Here is a 17,045-nt window from a genome sequence, read left to right as displayed (position 1 = left end):
GAAGGTAAAAAAAATGGCACGATTCACGTTTAAGGGCGGGATCCATCCAAACGATGGAAAAGACCTGTCTAAAGACAAACCGATTCGGACTGTGTTGCCAAAAGGCGATCTGGTGTATCCGCTTTCTCAGCATATCGGTGCGCCAGCCAAACCGATTGTAGCAAAGGGTGACCATGTAGTAATCGGACAGAAAATTGCTGAAGCCGGTGGATTTGTATCCGCTCCGATTCATGCTTCCGTATCTGGTACGGTTAAGACAATTGAGCCAAGGCTGACAGTTACAGGAGTAATGGCAGATGCCATCGTCATCGAAAATGACGGTAAGTATGAAGAACTGCAGTGGCCAAAAAGAAAGCCATTGAAAGACCTCACAGGGCCTGAAATTCTGGAGATGGTAAAGGAGGCCGGCATTGTCGGTATGGGTGGAGCTGGTTTTCCAACTCATGTAAAATTATCTCCGAAGGAACCCGATAAGATTGACTACATTATTGCAAACTGTGCAGAATGTGAGCCATATCTGACAAGCGATTACAGGAGGATGTTAGAATCCCCGGAAAAAATCATTGGCGGAGTACGGGCAATTCTTAGGATATTCCCAAAAGCAAAAGGTATTATTGCGGTGGAAGACAATAAGAAAGATGCAATTGCCATTTTAAAAGAAGCAGCAAAGGATGATTCCAATATTGAAGTCATGGAATTGAAAACAAAATATCCCCAGGGTGCAGAGCGTCAGCTTATATATGCAACTACAGGGAGAGCGATTAATTCATCTATGCTTCCGGCAGACGTTGGATGCATTGTAAATAACTGTGATACGGTTACTGCCGTTTACCGGGCTGTTTATGAAGGAAGACCGCTGATGCACCGTATTGTTACGGTAACGGGAGATGCAATTGCTAATCCCCAGAACTTCAGTGTGTGTACCGGAACAAATTATCATGAACTGATTGAAGAAGCAGGGGGATTTAAGACACAGCCGGAGAAAATTGTATCCGGAGGTCCGATGATGGGATTTGGGTTATATAATCTGGATGTTCCTACAACGAAGACATCTTCTGCTCTTTTATGCCTGACAAAGGATGAAGTTTCCCAGTATGAGCCTACCGCATGTATCAACTGCGGCCGCTGTGTGAGTGTCTGTCCGGGACGTATTATACCGTCCAAACTGGCGGATTATTCCATGCGCCATGACGAGGAGTCCTTTGTTAAATATGAAGGTATGGAATGCTGCGAATGCGGCTGCTGTAGCTTTATTTGTCCTGCAAAGCGCCCGTTAACCCAGTATATTAAATCTATGCGTAAAATTGTTCTTGCAAATAGAAAAAAGAAGTAGAAGGGAGAGTGAACAAAAATGAGCGATTTATTAAAAGTATCCTCAAATCCTCATATCCGCTCGCCATATAAGAGCAGCCAGATTATGCTTATGGTACTGGCGGCACTGCTTCCGGCAAGTGCGTTTGGCGTTTGGAATTTTGGATTAAATGCTTTTATTATTATTATCATATCTGTTGCATCCAGTGTAGCAACTGAGTATATCTACGAAAGGCTGATGCATAAAAAAATCACGATTAACGATTACAGTGCTGCTGTAACAGGTCTTTTACTGGCATTGAACCTGCCGGCGACGGTGCCCTGGTGGCTGCCCATTATTGGAAGTGTATTCGCAGTCTTGATTGTAAAACAATTATTTGGAGGCCTGGGACAAAATTTTATGAACCCGGCTTTAGGAGCAAGATGCTTCCTGTTAATTTCTTTTACCGGAAGAATGACAGACTTTACATATGACGGTATTTCCGGAGCAACACCTCTGGCTGCATTGAAAGCAGGAGAGGCAGTGAGCCTGAAGGATATGTTTTTTGGAACAACTGCAGGAACCATCGGTGAGACATCCGTAATTGCTATCCTTATTGGAGCAATTTTTCTCCTTGCAACGGGGATTATCAATCTTCGTATCCCTGCAACATATATTATCACCTTTGCGTTATTTATCGTAATTTTTGGGGGACATGGTCTGGATGGAAGCTATCTGGCAGCGCAGCTTTGCGGCGGTGGTCTGATGCTGGGGGCATTTTTCATGGCAACGGATTATGTGACTTCACCGATCACGAAGAATGGACAGCTAATTTTTGGTATTGTCCTGGGTATATTTACCGGACTGTTCCGTATGTTTGGAAATTCTGCGGAAGGTGTTTCTTATGCAATTATTATCTCAAACATGTTAGTACCGCTGATTGAGAAAGTAACCTATCCGAAGCCTTTTGGAAAAGGAGGCGAAAAGTTTTGAATAATATAATAAAAAATGCATTGATTCTCATGGCGATTACACTTGTGGCAGGTATATTGCTTGGCGGCGTATATGAGATTACAAAAAATCCGATTAAACAGCAGCAGGAAACTGCGAAAGCAGAAGCCTACAAAGCGGTATTCCCCGGTGCAGACAAACTGGAAGCAATTGAAGATCAAAAAGCTTCTCTTGATTCTGCCGCAGCGGTATTAAGTGAAAATGGTTTTTCGGCTGAAAAAATTAATGAAGTGCTGCGAGTTCTGGATGCTTCCGGCAAATCGCTGGGTGTTGTTATGAACGTGACAACCGGTGAAGGTTACGGCGGTGATATTATATTTACCATGGGAGTCCGAAATGACGGAACCTTAAACGGTATAGAAATATTAACCATCAATGAAACAGCAGGTCTTGGAATGAAAGCAGATGAAGATGCTTTTAAGTCCCAGTTTAAAGATAAGAATGTGGAAAAGTTTTCTTATACAAAAGGAGGGGCACAGTCCGATGACCAGATTGATGCCTTGAGCGGGGCAACGATTACAACAAATGCTATGACAAATGGTGTGAATGCCGGTCTTGCTTTCTTCAAGTCTTTAAGTGAAGGAGGTCTTTTAGATGAATAAAATGACAGAACGTCTTTATAATGGTTTGATTAAAGAAAATCCTACCTTTGTGCTGATGCTTGGTATGTGTCCCACGCTGGCGGTAACCACTTCTGCCATTAACGGCGTAGGTATGGGGCTGACAACGTTGGTTATTCTGGCAATGTCAAATCTGATTATTTCAGCACTCCGTAAAGTAATACCGGGTGGTGTGCGTGTGCCGGCTTTTATTGTAATTGTAGCTTCCTTTGTAACGATTGTTCAGTTCTTACTGGAGGCGTATATTCCATCCCTGTATGACAGCCTTGGAATCTATATTCCGCTTATCGTTGTAAACTGTATTATCCTTGGTCGTGCGGAGTCTTATGCTTCTAAAAATCCGGTTATGCCGTCCTTATTCGACGGAATCGGTATGGGACTTGGATTTACCGTAGGTTTGACCTGTATTGGCGCTGTAAGGGAATTAATCGGCGCAGGACAGCTGTTTGGATTTCAGATCATGCCGTCCGCCTATGAGCCGGTTACGATCTTTATCCTGGCACCTGGAGCATTCCTGGTACTGGCTATGCTGACTGCAATACAGAACAAAGTGAAAATCAATGCAGAAAAGAAGGGCAAAGCAACAAAGATTGGTTCCGGATGTACCGGTTCCTGTGATTCTTGCGGGAGCAGCTGTAAAGGAGGAGAAGCATAATGAAAGAATTAATCATGATTGGCATAGGCTCCGCTTTTATCAATAACGTAGTATTAAGCCAGTTCCTGGGATTATGTCCGTTCCTGGGCGTATCTAAAAAGATCGGGACGGCAGCCGGGATGGGTGCAGCGGTTATATTTGTTATCACCATATCATCCTTTATAACGGGACTGGTATACCAGTTTATACTGACGCCACTGAATTTGACGTATTTGCAGACCATCGTATTCATTCTGGTAATTGCTGCGCTGGTACAGTTTGTGGAAATGTTTTTGAAAAAGTCAAGCCCCGGTCTCTACAATGCACTGGGTGTTTACCTGCCTTTAATTACAACAAACTGTGCAGTACTTGGTGTAGCATTACTGAATGTACAGAAATCATATAACCTGTTAGAAGGTGTTGTAAACGGATTTGCTACGGCAGTGGGATTCTTCGTAGCGATCGTGCTTATGGCCGGTATTCGGGAAAAGACAGAGCATAATGACGTTTCACCTGCATTTCAGGGTTCCCCGATTGTATTGCTCACAGCGTGCCTGATGGCGATTGCCTTCTTTGGTTTCGCAGGATTGAAATAAGGGGGGATGATAAGTATGTTAACAGGAATATTACTAGCGGCAGCGATTGTAGGAGGTACCGGTTTATTATTGGGACTTTTCCTGGGATTTGCCGGCAAGAAATTTAATGTAGAAGTAGATGAAAGAGAACTTATGATCCGTGATGAACTGCCGGGAAATAACTGCGGCGGCTGCGGATATGCAGGCTGTGATGCTTTGGCAAAAGCAATCGCTTTAGGTGAAGCAGAAGTAGGGGCTTGTCCCGTTGGCGGAGCGGCGGTAGCAGCAAAAATCGGTGAAATCATGGGTAAAGCAGCCAGTGACAGTAAACGTATGACGGCTTTTGTAAAATGCGCGGGAACCTGTGAAAAGGTTACTAATGATTATGATTACAGCGGCGCACAGGACTGCGAAATGCTGGCATTTGTACCAGGCGGCGGTCCAAAGAGCTGTAACCACGGATGCCTGGGATTTGGAACCTGCGTTAAGGTTTGTCCTTTTGATGCCATTCATATCATTGACGGGATTGCAGTAGTGGATAAAGAGAGCTGTAAAGCCTGCGGCAAATGTATTGCCCACTGTCCGAAACATCTGATTGAAATGGTTCCTTACGAGGCAAAACATCTTGTAAAGTGTTCTTCCAGGGATAAAGGCAAGATTACGATGCAGTCCTGTAAAGCAGGATGTATCGGATGTAAAAAGTGTGAAAAAGAATGTCCTGCCGGAGCGATTTCCGTAACAGACAATGTAGCCCATATTGATTATGAGAAATGTACCGGCTGCGGAATCTGTGCTGAAAAATGTCCGGTTAAGATAATAACAGGAAAACCAGCTTAATGGCATGGAGACTGCCGTGAGGGTCAAAAATCCCGCCGTTTGAGGCGGGGTTTTTGATTTATAAAAAGTAGTGAACAAAAGGAGGACTATAATTGCAGCAATCATTGATTAAGCGTCTGAAACCCATCACAGAAGAGGAACAGAGGATTTTAACCGGAGACAGGCATATCCAGAAGGAGATTTATACTACCGGCAGGGAATTCACGGTGGACAGTGCAAAGATGCTTGAGAAGGGAAGACTGATAGATATTCGTACTCATACCAGGTTCATTGCTTTTCCTTCCCATAAGCACAATTATATTGAGATTATGTATATGTGTGCAGGCCAGACTTCCCATATTATAAACGGCAGCACCAAAGTGACGCTGAAAGAGGGGGATCTGCTTTTTATGAACCAGTTTTCCGCTCATGAGATTTTAGCGGCAAAGGAAGAGGATATTGGGATTAACTTTATTATACTCCCGGAGTTTTTTGATGAAGTACTGCCCATGCTTACCAAGGGAAATGTACTGAGTAATTTTCTGGTCAGTACTCTTCGCAGGAATACCAATACGGCAGGATATCTGCATTACCGGGTAGCCCAGGTGCTTCCGATTCAAAATCTGATCGAAAATCTGGTATGGTCCTTGCTTAACCATCAGCCGAATTACCGCCAGATTAACCAGACCACTATGGGACTGCTGTTTATGCAGCTGGTGAATGCAACAGACTGCATCGAAGCGGGTAATCAGGAACAGCATCAGGATTTATTTATTATGCAGGTGTTAAAATACATTGAAGAAAACTATAAAGCGGCAACGCTGAGTGAAATTGCAGGTGATATGAACCAGTCTGTTTCCAATATGAGCAAGCAGATTAAACATGCCACAGGAAGAACATTTAAAGAACTTCTTCAGGAGAAGCGGCTTTCCCAGGCGGAACATCTGATACGGGATACCACAATTCCAATAACTGACATTATTTATCTGGTAGGATATGACAATACAAGCTATTTTCACCGTATTTTCAAGGAAAACTATCATATGAGCCCGAAATGTTATCGAAAAGCTATCGTTGACAACGGCAGTAATTCTTTATAGAATAGAAGAGTAGTTGTTCAGCAAAAGACAGGAGGGCATATGAATAAGAAAAAATCAGGGATTATCTGCTTACTGGTTCTGTTGATCTGTCTGTTGATTCCGATGACGGCTTCGGCAGCATCGAAGAAAAATGGATGGTATCAGAAGGGCAGTAAATGGTACTATGCGAAAAATGGGAAAAATGAAACCGGATGGAAGAAGTACCAGGGGAAAAAGTTCTATTTACAGAAAGATAAGAATGGCCGGATGGCTACCGGCTGGTGCAAGATAGGAAGCAAGTGGTATTATTTTGAACCGACTAAATCACCGGTGGGTGCAATGCGCACAGGATGGTTGAATGTTGGTGGAAAGAAGTATTACCTTGGAAAAAAAGGTGTGATGTACACCGGCAAACGGAAGATCGGAAAAAACAGATACCAGTTTGCCGTATCCGGAGAATTGGTCCGAAAGCTGAAAAACCCTCAGTGGAGAACCAACAGTAAAGGGAAATGGTACGATAATGGCGATGGTACATACCCCAAATTCACCTGGATGACGATAGGTGGGAAACGGTACTATTTCGACAGAAACGGATATGTAATTACCGGGTGGCAGGAGATAAACAGCAAGTATTATTACATGGGTACAGATGGGGCTATGCATGCAAATAAGTGGATTACCACCAATGGACGTAAGTTTTACGTACAGAGTGATGGTACCATGGCCACCTGTAAATGGGTGGGTAAAAAGTATGTAGGTGCAGACGGCTACTGGATTAAAAAATATCAGTCTGCCAGCAACAAAGGAAAAGACGGCTGGACAGGAGATAACAGTACGGTTCGCTTCAAAAAAAATAATGCTGCAGTCGTTAACTGGAGATACTTTAAAAATGGAAGGAAACTGAGGGGCTGGAACCTGATCGGTGGAAAATATTACTATTTTGAAAATGATGGCTATATGCGAATCGGATGGCTGAAACGCGGCAGTTCCATGTATTTTATGAGCACCTCGAAGTCCGGTAATATCGGAGCGGCAGTAAAGGGATGGATGAAAATAGACGGCAAGCTTTATTATTTCTTCCCAACAGGTAAGATGGCTAGAAACCAGACTCTTCTGGCAAGTGATAAAAAATATTATACATTTGATAATAATGGTGTTTGTGTGAAGGTTAGCTGACAGTTGTATTGGTAGCATTGCACAACTTCATAATTGGAAAATAAGGACGTAAATTAGAAAAATTGCGTCCTTGTTTTTTTGCCCTGAAAAAACTATAATGAAGAAAAATAACAAATGAAAGGCGGAAACACTTATGTATAATGTTGAAAAAGGGTATGAAGCAGCAAAAGAATTTTATGCACAATATGGTATTGATGTAGATAAAGCAATTGAAATTGCAGACAAAACGCCAATTTCCATGCATTGCTGGCAGGGAGATGATGTAGCTGGAACAGAAGTAAAAGAAGACAAGTCTCTTACAGGAGGAATTCAGGCTACCGGTAACTATCCCGGAAAAGCTACAAACGGAGAAGAATTAAGGGCTGATATCGAAGAAGCCATGAAATTCATCCCAGGTGAATTAAAAGTAAATGTACACGCAAATTACCAGGAAGCAGACCGTTTCGTAGACCGTAATGAAATCCAGCCTGAACATTTCGCAAAATGGGCTGACTGGGCTGTAGAAAAAGGATTGGGACTGGATTTTAACCCAACTTATTTTGCTCATCCAAAGAGCACAGAAAAAGGAACACTTTCCTGTGCAGATGAAGATATTCGTAAATTCTGGGTAGAACATGGTATTAAATGTCGTCAGATCGGTGAATATTTCTATAAGAAAACAGGAAAACCTTGTGTCATCAATCACTGGACACCGGATGGAGATAAAGAAGTTCCGGTTGATACCTTAGGACCGAGACAGCGCCTGAAAAAGAGCTATGATGAAATCTTTGAAGCAACCAAGGACGTAGAAGGCGTTGTTGATGGTATTGAATCAAAAGTATTCGGTATCGGAGCAGAAAGCTATACGGTAGGATCTCATGAATTCTGTATGGGTTATGTAATGAATGCAAATAAAGATCACATCATTATGACTTTAGATGCTGGACATTATCATCCGACAGAAACAGTTTCCGGAAAATTGTCCAGTATTTATACCTTTGATAATTCCGTATTACTGCATGTAACACGTCCGGTACGCTGGGATTCCGATCACGTAGTAGGATTTGATGATGAAACCAGAGCTATTTTTGAAGAACTGGTTCGTATGGATAAATTAAAAGATACATATGTTGCAACTGATTTCTTTGATGCATCCATTAATCGTGTTGCTGCATGGGTAATCGGTCTTAGAAATACCAGAAAAGCAATGTTGGCAGCTTTATTACAGCCAGTAGACCAGATGAAGAAAATGGAGGCAGACGGTGATGTAAGTGCAAGACTTGCATACAAAGAAGAATTCAAAGCAGCTCCATTTGCAATGGTTTGGGATTATTACTGTGCAAAGAAAAATGCAGGAACCGGATTAGAGTGGTTAAAAGATGTGAAACAGTATGAGAGTGATGTATTGTTAAAGAGATAATGAATAATGGAAGGGCTGTTACACTTGTGAAGTGTGCAGCTCTTTTTTTGTGGAAAGAGGTGGCTGATAAGAAGAAGTTTTATATTCAATTTACCTCTTGACATTTTTTATAAAGTGTACTATATTGTACTTGTACAATAAGTACACTTAAGTACACCGGATGATACTTGGAGGTTAGAATGTGGAAATAATCATTAGTAACAATAAGAGTAAACCTATTTATGAGCAGATCACATCACAGATTAAAGCTGCCATAATGAGCGGGGAGATGCAGCCCGGGGAAATGCTTCCTTCTATGCGGGCGCTGGCTAAATCTTTACATATCAGTGTGATTACGGCACAGAAGGCTTATGAAGACCTGCAGCGCGATGGATTTATAGAAACGGTAACCGGCAGGGGAACTTTTGTGGCTAGCACTAATAAAGAATTTTTTCAGGAAGAAAAACTGCGAAATGCAGAAGAAAAGCTTCAGGAGGCAGCAGAGATTGGCAGAAGCAGTGGGATCAGCCTAAAGAAGCTGATAGAGCTTTTGACCATATTTTATGAGGACGAGGAGGATTCATGATGGATTATATTTTAGAAGTAAGGGATCTGGAGAAAAAATATAAGGATTTTACATTGGACAAAATAAGTTTTTCTATTCCGTCGGGTACAATTGTAGGTTTAATCGGTGAAAATGGAGCAGGAAAGAGTACTACAATTAATTCTATTTTAAATCTTATTAAAAAAGATGGCGGAGAAATTAAGATTCTAGGGAAAGAGATGACGGATAACGACACGGGAATGCGTAATGACATCGGAGTTGTATTTGACGGAGATAACTTTTATGAGACTCTGACCCCCAGAAAAATCGGAAATATAATGAAGAAAATTTATTCTAATTGGGATACAGACTGTTTTCAGGGATACTTGAAAAAATTTCAGCTTTCTGAAAATAAGGAGATAAAGGAATACTCAAAAGGCATGAAGATGAAGTTTACAATAGCAGTGGCATTGTCTCATAATCCAAGATTATTGATCTTAGATGAGGCAACCAGTGGACTGGATCCTATTGTCAGAGATGAAGTGCTGGATATTTTCCTTGATTTTGTGCAGGATGAGACACATGCGGTTTTAGTTTCTTCCCACATCACCAGTGATCTGGAAAAGATAGCGGATTATATTACCTTCATTCACGAAGGTAAACTGATATTTTCTTTGGCAAAGGATGAACTAATTTATAACTATGGAATTATCAAGTGCGGTAAGGAACAGTTTGTAAAAATAGACAGAAATGACATCATTACTTACCGGAAAAAAGATTATGAATATGAAGTTCTGGTATCGGATAAAGCAAAAATGGAACGAAAATATAAAAACTGTCTTATGAATGATGTTTCCATTGATGATATTATGCTTCTGTATGTGAAAGGAGAAACGGTATGAGAGGATTAATATTAAAAGATTTGTACAATATAGCACATAATGCAAAATTAATGGGGTTGATGCTGGTGGTTATGGCTGTGATACTGGTACCTACCAATGGAATTATCAGCTTTATGGGAGTCTGTGTTATTATATGCAGTATGATGTTAATAACGACGATCAGTTTTGATGATATATCAAAATGGAACCGGTATGCAATGATTATGCCACTTTCACGAAGAGATGTAGTAAAAAGCAAATACATAGTTTTGATTATTTTCTCCCTGGTAGGAAGCATAGTGGGAATCGTTATATGCAGTGTTGGCGGCATTCTTTTAAAAGAATTTGATATGGTTAATATTTTGGCAACGGCAGTCGGCTGTATCGGAATTGCTTTGGTGTTTGGAAGTGTTATATTACCGCTTCTCTATAAATTTGGAGCTGAGAAAGCCAGATTGTTAATGATGGTATGTTTCCTGATTCCCACAGCGGTTGTGTACTTCGCTGCAAATGTGATGCAAAGCGCAGGACTGCCGCCATTGGGAGAGACTTTTATAATATTAATAATCGCCTCTCTGCCGTTTTTATGCATTCTGATTATGTATATCTCTTATCGTATCAGCCTGAAGATTTTTCTAAATCAGGAATTGTAATCAGTGTCTCTGGAGTCATGAAGCTGATAATCATCGGTTATGAAAATAGCATCTATATCAGGAAGAGACCGGATCAGTTCCATGCCCTTTTGAAGCCCCAGGGCGAAGCAGGTTGTGCTGAGGGCGTCACCATCTACGGATTGTTCGGAAATTATGGTGACACCAAGCAGCCCGTTTTGAAAGGGGTAACCTGTTTTGGCATCCAGAATATGGTGATAGATTACACCGTCCTGTTTAAAATACCGTTCGTAAACGCCGGAGGTAACGACAGACTCATCGCTTAAATGTACAGAAGTAATCGCAGCATTTTGTTCATCAAAAGGTTTTTGAATACCGATATTCCAGGCAGAACCGTCTGGCTTTGTACCGATAGTAAGTACATTGCCGCCCAGATTAATTAATCCGCTTTTTACATTTTTTGAAACGAGATAGTCTTTAATTTTATCAGCGATATAACCTTTGGCAATGGCTCCAAGATCAATTGAGGCTTTGGGATTTAAAAGGGTTACGGTATTGCCACTGATCGAAATGGTATGATAATCCACAAGATTCTTTGCTTTTTCAATATCCTGACTGTCGGGTATTGTTTTCTTATCCTTGAAATCCCAGAGTGAACTTAAAGGTGCTATCGTGATATCAAATGCACCATCAGATAACTCGCTGTATGTAAGGGATTTCTGAATTAATGCAATGGTTTCATCAGATACCGTGACGGGTTTTCCTTCTGCTTGATTTATACGGGAAACATCGCTGGTTGCAACGGTTTTACTTAAAAGTTGTTCATATTTCTCGCAGACAGCAAAGGATTCATCTAAAAGAGATTCATTTCCAGTATCATAAAGGGTAATCTGAATAACCGTATCCAGTAAAAAGCCCTGCTTACTGATTGGTTCCCTGGAAGAACTGCACGCTGAAAGCAACAGACAACAGGCAAGCATGCAAAAAGTAAGCAGTTTATAAATAGTTTTCATAGCAGAGCCGATCCTTTCGTATTATGTGTAAGATATTTTATGTCAGCCTTATTATAGCACCAAAGGAGACCTGCCGCAAATTATCCGCGATGCTGGTAGAAAAATATTGCCAGTTGTGTCCGGTCTCTCAGGTCTAATTTATCTAAGATGGTGCTAAGGTAATTCCTTACGGTTCCTTCGCTTAGATACAAAGTCTCAGAAATTTCTTTATTACTAAGTCCATCTGCAACCAGTTTGATAATTTCCAGTTCTTTTGGCAGAACACCATGGGAACTATAATTGTATTGTTCCGTGTTCTGCATTAACTCAGGTATTTTCCTTACAATTTCACTTCCGAACACACTTTGACCGGAATAGACAGCTTTTAGGGCAGGTACAATGCTTTCGTAGTTCTGTTTCAGAAGATAACCTTTTGCACCGATATGTAATGCCCGGATAATATATTCATCATCCGAAAAAGTAGTTAAGTAAAGGATTTTTGCCAATGGATCTTTTTTTAAAATTTTCTCTCCGGCTTCCAGGCCGCTCATATGTACCATACGGATATCCATTAAAAGGATGTCCGTTTCTTTCTGATGTGCTTCAAAAAGTTCAATTGCTTCATTGCCGCTGCTTCCAACGGCAGTGACCTTTATCTCCGGATCACTTTCTAAGATTGTTTTCAGTGACAGGGCAACCAGCTGGTCGTCATCTACAATTATTATATTCATATATTTTCCTTTCTGATAAGAGTCAGTACGTTTTTGGAACTGACGCAAATATCTTAAAACCGTGATCAATGCCGGTACGGAAAGTACCATGTAAAGCCTGAACCCGTTCCTGCATATTTTCAAGCCCGATTCCGTGGGAAGAAATGTTCCCGGGAACAGGATTGCCATTGTCGCTGATATGAATCTGATAAAAGGAAGGATGTTCTCTGACGATGATAACAATATTGCTGGCATCACTGTGTTTTACTATATTTGAAAGTCCTTCCTTGATCAGCATGATAAAACAATACTTTACATTTCTTGGAATGGTATCACTCATATCGTATTCTAACGTTGTTTCGTAAGTTTTATAATCTTTCAAAATAGTGCGGATGGTATCATAAAGGTCAATGGAGTCATCATGGAGATCGTGGACGCTTTCCCGAATGCTGTCCATAGCACTGGAAAGCGTATCTTTTACGGAAAGCAGAGGTGCTTTCAGGCTATTGTCTTTATTAACCGCCAAAAGTGCACCGGTCTGTAATATAGAGCGGGACAGCATATGTCCCACATTATCATGTATTTCTCTTGCAATGCGGTTTCGTTCTTTCAGCGTGGCAAGGTGTATTTCATAGTCTTGCTTTTCTAACAGGTCTTTGTTTTTGTTTTCCAATAAAAGATTGAGTTCACGGCTGCTGTCCCGGGATATCTTCAGCTGTTGGGACAGTTTTTGAAAGGTTTCTGTCCGGTAGCAGAGCAGGTAACTCAATATAAAAAAGACGAAAACAGACAGGTTTAACGGATGGAAATCGATTGCCAGATATCGAAAGCATGCTGCTGCGCCGATAATAGTCAGGATCCTTAGTTTCCAGGTGCAAAAGTCGTAAATAATCAGAGGAAGCAGCAGGCAGAATGGCGGGATCAGAAAACACAGGAAAAGATACAGACAGCCTGTGAGAACCGTGACTTTGAGCTGATCGAAATAAGTATTTAGACAGCTGATGCCAAATGCAGTGACAAATACAAATACGGGCAGGATAGATAGGGAACTGTCGATTAAAAATATACAGCAGCAAATCAATATAATGCATTTATCAATTAATGTATCCATGGGGGGTTCCTCCTTGCATGTAACAGTCGAAAGTGTTGAATTTACAGACATGCTCTGCTGTAGTTTACTTCTTTATTATACCTATTAGCGATTGAAATCTCAATAACAGATTCATCAAAACAGGATGTTATGACAAATGTCATCTAACATCCTGACATACGGCACTTCTCTGGGTCTGCCGATTGGTTTATAATGGCAGTATCAAATAAATGGAGGGTGCTAAGGATGAGTGAAACAATTGTTAAAATAGAAAATCTTGTAAAACGATACAAAGAACTGGTAGCATTAGATCATTTCAATCTGGATATTAAAAGGGGAGAGATCTTTGGGCTGCTGGGCCCAAATGGATCGGGAAAGACAACGGCAATCAGCTGTCTCTTATCCCTGCTTTCTTATGATAAGGGAAAGATAGAGGTATTTGGTAAAACGATGCATCCGGACAGCTATGACAGCAAGCGGAAGATCGGGGTTATTATGCAGAATGTAGCCGTTTTTGAGGAACTGACAGTCCATGAAAATCTGGATTATTTTTGTGGACTGTATGTGAATGATAAACAGGAAAGGAAGAACCTGGTGGAAGAGGCAATTGACTTTGTAGGACTTCAGGAATTTAAAAAATTTTATCCCAGAAAGTTATCCGGTGGACTTCTTAGAAGATTAAATATCGGATGCGGGATTGCCCACAAACCAGAACTGATTATCATGGATGAACCTACCGTAGCAGTGGATCCCCAGAGCAGAAACCACATACTAAAAGGAATACAGAAACTGAATCAAGAGGGGGCAACAATCATCTATACTTCCCATTACATGGAGGAAGTGGAACAGATCTGTACCCGGGTTGCCATTATGGATAATGGGCAGAATCTGGCAATTGGGACAACGGAAGAACTTAAGAACATGATCAAAGTTGGTGAAACCATCCGGATCGAAATACTGGGTCTGGAAAGCAGCATTCTGTTGAAAATCAAAGAACTTCCACATGTCTATTCAGTGGCATATGAAGAGAACGTATTAAAAATAAAGTGCAGCAGTGCGAATCATAATCTTATAAGAATATTGAATTATCTTCAGGATCAGGGAATTTCTTTTGGCAGGGTTTTCTCAGAAATGCCAACTTTAAACGATGTGTTTTTAGAGATTACAGGCAGAGAGCTGAGAGATTAGGAGGGCGTTATGTTTTTTCATATTTATAAATACCGCCTGAAAGGGCTGGTACGAAATTGGCAGGGATTATTTTGGACATTGGCTTTTCCCATGATTCTGGGTACTCTTTTCTTCGTGACCTTTGGAAACTTTATGAATCGGGAAGAAAAATTACAGGCGATTCCGGTGGCAGCAGTGATGGAAAACCAGGACAGCTATTTTAAAGAACTGCTGGATGAATTATCCAAACCGGGGGCAGACCAGATACTGAACATTCAATATACGAATGAGGATGCCGCAGGGAAACTCCTGAGTGACGGTGACGTAGATGGTGTGTTTTATGTGTCGGATACAGTACAATTAATGGTTAAAAAGACTGGAATCAATCAAAGTATTTTAAGTTCCTTACTGGACAGTTATCTCCAGGCGGAAAATATGATTAAAAAAGCAATAAAATTAAATCCGGCTTCTGCGGAGATTATAATGAAAAATCTGAATGAAGATGTGACCGTAAATAAAGAAATAACCCTGAGCAGCGGAAATCAGGATGCAATGATGCAGTATTTCTATGCCCTTCTTGCGATGGCATGTCTGTACGGGTGTTTTCTGGGATTATACAATGCAGGATATATTCAGGCAAACCTTACCACACTGGCTGCCAGAAAGATGACTTCGCCTGTCCACCGTATGACTATGATAATGGGTGAATTTGCGGCAGCAGTCTCTGTGCAATTTTGTTCCCTGCTGATATTGATGGGATATCTGCGGTTTATACTTGGGGTAGACTTTGGAAATAAAATACCGGCAATTCTGTTATTGGCATTCGTCGGCACTTTACTTGGCGTATCCATGGGATTTTTTGCAGGCTGTATCGGAAGAACATCCCTGAGTGTAAAAACGGGTATCATGATTGCACTCAATATGTTTTTATGCTTTTTCAGCGGTTTATTCATAAATACAATTAAAAATGACGTGGAACAGGTCTGCCCTATTATAAACCGTATCAATCCTGCAGTGGTGCTGTCAGATGCATTTTACGCACTTGATATTTATGATACTTACGACCGCTATTTTAAGAATATTATTATATTATTGATTTTTACCGCAATATTCTGCATAGGGGGATTTTTGCTGGCAAGGAGGAAGAAATATGCAAGTCTTTAATTGTTTTTACAAAATTATTAAAAAAAACATAGGAGGATTATTACTTTATTTTGGGATTTTTATCGGCCTTGCAATATTAATGTCTAATGTTACTTCCGGTACAGAGATGCAGAGTTTTCAGGATACTAAGATACAGATAGCAGTCATTGACCGTGACGGCAGTGAACTTAGCAGGGCACTTAAGGAATATATGGGATCCAGACAGAATCTGGTTGAGATAGAAGATGATAAGGAAAAGATGCAGGACAATTTATTTGCCAGAAAAGTAGAATATATTCTGATCATCCCTGCTGGATTTGAAGAGAAAATAAAGAATGGGGAAGAGGTTTATACCGAAAATATTAAGGTTCCCGGCTCCTATACCGGATATTTTGCAGACAGTCAGGTAAGCCAATATTTAAAATCTTTGAAAACATATTTAGCGGCGGGTTATTCGGTGACAGATGCAGCAAAAAATGTATCTGAGGATCTGGAATTAAGAGGCCAGGTTACGCTGCAGGGGGATACAGTAAAGGCGAGTATGCCATCTGTTTACTATTATCTGAGGTATATTCCATATGCGCTGATGGCGGTGCTGATATATGGAATCAGTCCGGCACTGCGTGCTTTTCAAAACAGGGATCTGAAAAAAAGGAATGAGTGCGGTGCCATGACAATGAATCAGAGGAATAAACAGATTATGACTGCCTGCGTGGCATTTTCTGCCATCGTATGGGGTGTATTTATGATCATGGCAGTCGTGCTTTACAGGGGACAGTTATTAGATGGGAACATAAAATACGGTATATTAAATACAATAGCGTTTTTATTGCTCGCAGCATCAATAGCATTTATGGTGGGCATGCTGGTAAAAAGTGATAATGCCCTTACGGCGCTGGTAAATATTATCAGTCTCGGCTTCTGCTTTATGGGCGGGGTCTTTGTTCCCCAGGAAGTCATGAGTGAAAAAGTATTGGCATTCTGTAAGTTTGTACCGTCCTTTTGGTATGTAAAAGTGAATGATATGCTGGGAGGAGCAATCGGCATTACCCACCAGATGAGAACGGATGTATGGATGGGGATTTTGGTGCAGGTAGGATTTGCAGCAGCAATTTTTGCTCTTACTTTAGTACTGATTAAAAAAACAAGAGTTTAGACATACCTCTGGATCATAACAGGTTAACGGTTTCGTCAGAAGAAGCAGTATGAGTCTGCTGCTTTTGGCGGAGCCTTTTTGCTGTTCCTGTTCTTGAAAATGCAGTGAGAAATATAATATATTCTATAATTCTATATAGCGGAATGTATTATATAAAAAAAATAATTATAT

Annotated in this window: 18 protein-coding genes; 15 read left to right on the top strand and 3 right to left on the bottom strand. The window is 40.9% G+C overall.

Annotation, left to right across the window (positions count from 1 at the left end; genetic code table 11):
* Positions 1 to 13: 13 nt before the first annotated feature.
* The 12 genes from rsxC (at position 14) to CD03_RS0116920 (ending at position 10,658) form a co-directional block, all read left to right on the top strand.
* Entirely contained in the window at positions 14 to 1,333 is a 1,320-nt protein-coding gene (gene rsxC, locus CD03_RS0116980; RefSeq protein ID WP_027294671.1) for an electron transport complex subunit RsxC, read from the top strand.
* 18 nt (positions 1,334 to 1,351) lie between these two features.
* Complete coding sequence (locus tag CD03_RS0116975) at positions 1,352 to 2,284, top strand: RnfABCDGE type electron transport complex subunit D (protein ID WP_027294670.1); 933 nt, start codon at positions 1,352 to 1,354, stop codon at positions 2,282 to 2,284.
* Positions 2,281 to 2,904, top strand: a complete 624-nt coding sequence (locus tag CD03_RS0116970) for an RnfABCDGE type electron transport complex subunit G (RefSeq protein WP_027294669.1) — start codon at positions 2,281 to 2,283, stop codon at positions 2,902 to 2,904. The genes CD03_RS0116975 and CD03_RS0116970 overlap by 4 nt, the downstream gene beginning before the upstream one ends.
* Positions 2,897 to 3,577, top strand: a complete 681-nt coding sequence (rsxE, locus tag CD03_RS0116965; RefSeq protein ID WP_027294668.1) for an electron transport complex subunit RsxE — start codon at positions 2,897 to 2,899, stop codon at positions 3,575 to 3,577. Before CD03_RS0116970 ends, rsxE begins: the two co-directional genes overlap by 8 nt.
* Positions 3,577 to 4,152 (top strand): electron transport complex subunit RsxA, encoded by a 576-nt coding sequence (gene rsxA / locus CD03_RS0116960; protein WP_027294667.1) that lies wholly within the window; start codon positions 3,577 to 3,579, stop codon positions 4,150 to 4,152. The genes rsxE and rsxA overlap by 1 nt, the downstream gene beginning before the upstream one ends.
* A 15-nt stretch (positions 4,153 to 4,167) precedes the next feature.
* A complete protein-coding gene (locus CD03_RS0116955) occupies positions 4,168 to 4,968 on the top strand; it encodes an RnfABCDGE type electron transport complex subunit B (RefSeq protein ID WP_027294666.1) in 801 nt (266 codons plus the stop codon).
* 92 nt (positions 4,969 to 5,060) lie between these two features.
* Positions 5,061 to 6,047 carry an AraC family transcriptional regulator gene (locus tag CD03_RS0116950; RefSeq protein ID WP_027294665.1) on the top strand — a complete coding sequence of 329 codons (987 nt, stop codon included), beginning with the start codon at positions 5,061 to 5,063 and terminating at the stop codon, positions 6,045 to 6,047.
* A gap of 39 nt (positions 6,048 to 6,086) precedes the next feature.
* Positions 6,087 to 7,202, top strand: a complete 1,116-nt coding sequence (locus CD03_RS0116945; protein ID WP_027294664.1) for a hypothetical protein — start codon at positions 6,087 to 6,089, stop codon at positions 7,200 to 7,202.
* Between the two features lie 133 nt (positions 7,203 to 7,335).
* Entirely contained in the window at positions 7,336 to 8,601 is a 1,266-nt protein-coding gene (locus tag CD03_RS0116940) for an L-rhamnose isomerase (RefSeq protein WP_027294663.1), read from the top strand.
* 181 nt (positions 8,602 to 8,782) lie between these two features.
* On the top strand, positions 8,783 to 9,166 hold the full coding sequence (locus CD03_RS0116930; protein ID WP_027294662.1) for a GntR family transcriptional regulator: 384 nt from the start codon (positions 8,783 to 8,785) through the stop codon (positions 9,164 to 9,166).
* Positions 9,166 to 10,026 (top strand): ABC transporter ATP-binding protein, encoded by an 861-nt coding sequence (locus tag CD03_RS0116925; protein WP_027294661.1) that lies wholly within the window; start codon positions 9,166 to 9,168, stop codon positions 10,024 to 10,026. The genes CD03_RS0116930 and CD03_RS0116925 overlap by 1 nt, the downstream gene beginning before the upstream one ends.
* On the top strand, positions 10,023 to 10,658 hold the full coding sequence (locus CD03_RS0116920) for an ABC-2 transporter permease (protein WP_027294660.1): 636 nt from the start codon (positions 10,023 to 10,025) through the stop codon (positions 10,656 to 10,658). The genes CD03_RS0116925 and CD03_RS0116920 overlap by 4 nt, the downstream gene beginning before the upstream one ends.
* Here CD03_RS0116920 and CD03_RS0116915 read toward each other — a convergent pair.
* The 3 genes from CD03_RS0116915 to CD03_RS0116905 form a co-directional block, all read right to left on the bottom strand.
* Positions 10,646 to 11,629: an FAD:protein FMN transferase gene (locus CD03_RS0116915; RefSeq protein ID WP_027294659.1), complete on the bottom strand. Its 984-nt coding sequence runs from the start codon at positions 11,627 to 11,629 to the stop codon at positions 10,646 to 10,648. The two genes, CD03_RS0116920 and CD03_RS0116915, sit on opposite strands and share 13 nt — an antisense overlap.
* 80 nt (positions 11,630 to 11,709) lie before the next feature.
* A complete protein-coding gene (locus CD03_RS0116910) occupies positions 11,710 to 12,339 on the bottom strand; it encodes a response regulator (RefSeq protein WP_027294658.1) in 630 nt (209 codons plus the stop codon).
* A gap of 22 nt (positions 12,340 to 12,361) precedes the next feature.
* On the bottom strand, positions 12,362 to 13,429 hold the full coding sequence (locus CD03_RS0116905) for a sensor histidine kinase (protein ID WP_027294657.1): 1,068 nt from the start codon (positions 13,427 to 13,429) through the stop codon (positions 12,362 to 12,364).
* 225 nt (positions 13,430 to 13,654) lie between these two features.
* On the opposite strand from CD03_RS0116905, the gene CD03_RS0116900 reads away from it, so the two are divergent.
* The 3 genes from CD03_RS0116900 to CD03_RS0116890 are packed head-to-tail and all read left to right on the top strand — an operon-like array spanning position 13,655 to position 16,874.
* Entirely contained in the window at positions 13,655 to 14,596 is a 942-nt protein-coding gene (locus CD03_RS0116900) for an ABC transporter ATP-binding protein (protein WP_197041668.1), read from the top strand.
* 9 nt (positions 14,597 to 14,605) lie between these two features.
* Positions 14,606 to 15,739 carry an ABC transporter permease gene (locus CD03_RS0116895; protein ID WP_027294655.1) on the top strand — a complete coding sequence of 378 codons (1,134 nt, stop codon included), beginning with the start codon at positions 14,606 to 14,608 and terminating at the stop codon, positions 15,737 to 15,739.
* Positions 15,726 to 16,874, top strand: a complete 1,149-nt coding sequence (locus CD03_RS0116890) for an ABC transporter permease (RefSeq protein WP_027294654.1) — start codon at positions 15,726 to 15,728, stop codon at positions 16,872 to 16,874. The genes CD03_RS0116895 and CD03_RS0116890 overlap by 14 nt, the downstream gene beginning before the upstream one ends.
* Positions 16,875 to 17,045: the final 171 nt, after the last annotated feature.

This window comes from Robinsoniella sp. KNHs210 (genome assembly GCF_000686105.1).
GTDB classification, from domain to species: Bacteria; Bacillota; Clostridia; order Lachnospirales; family Lachnospiraceae; genus Robinsoniella; species Robinsoniella peoriensis.
This window is presented reverse-complemented; position numbering and strand designations above follow the sequence as displayed.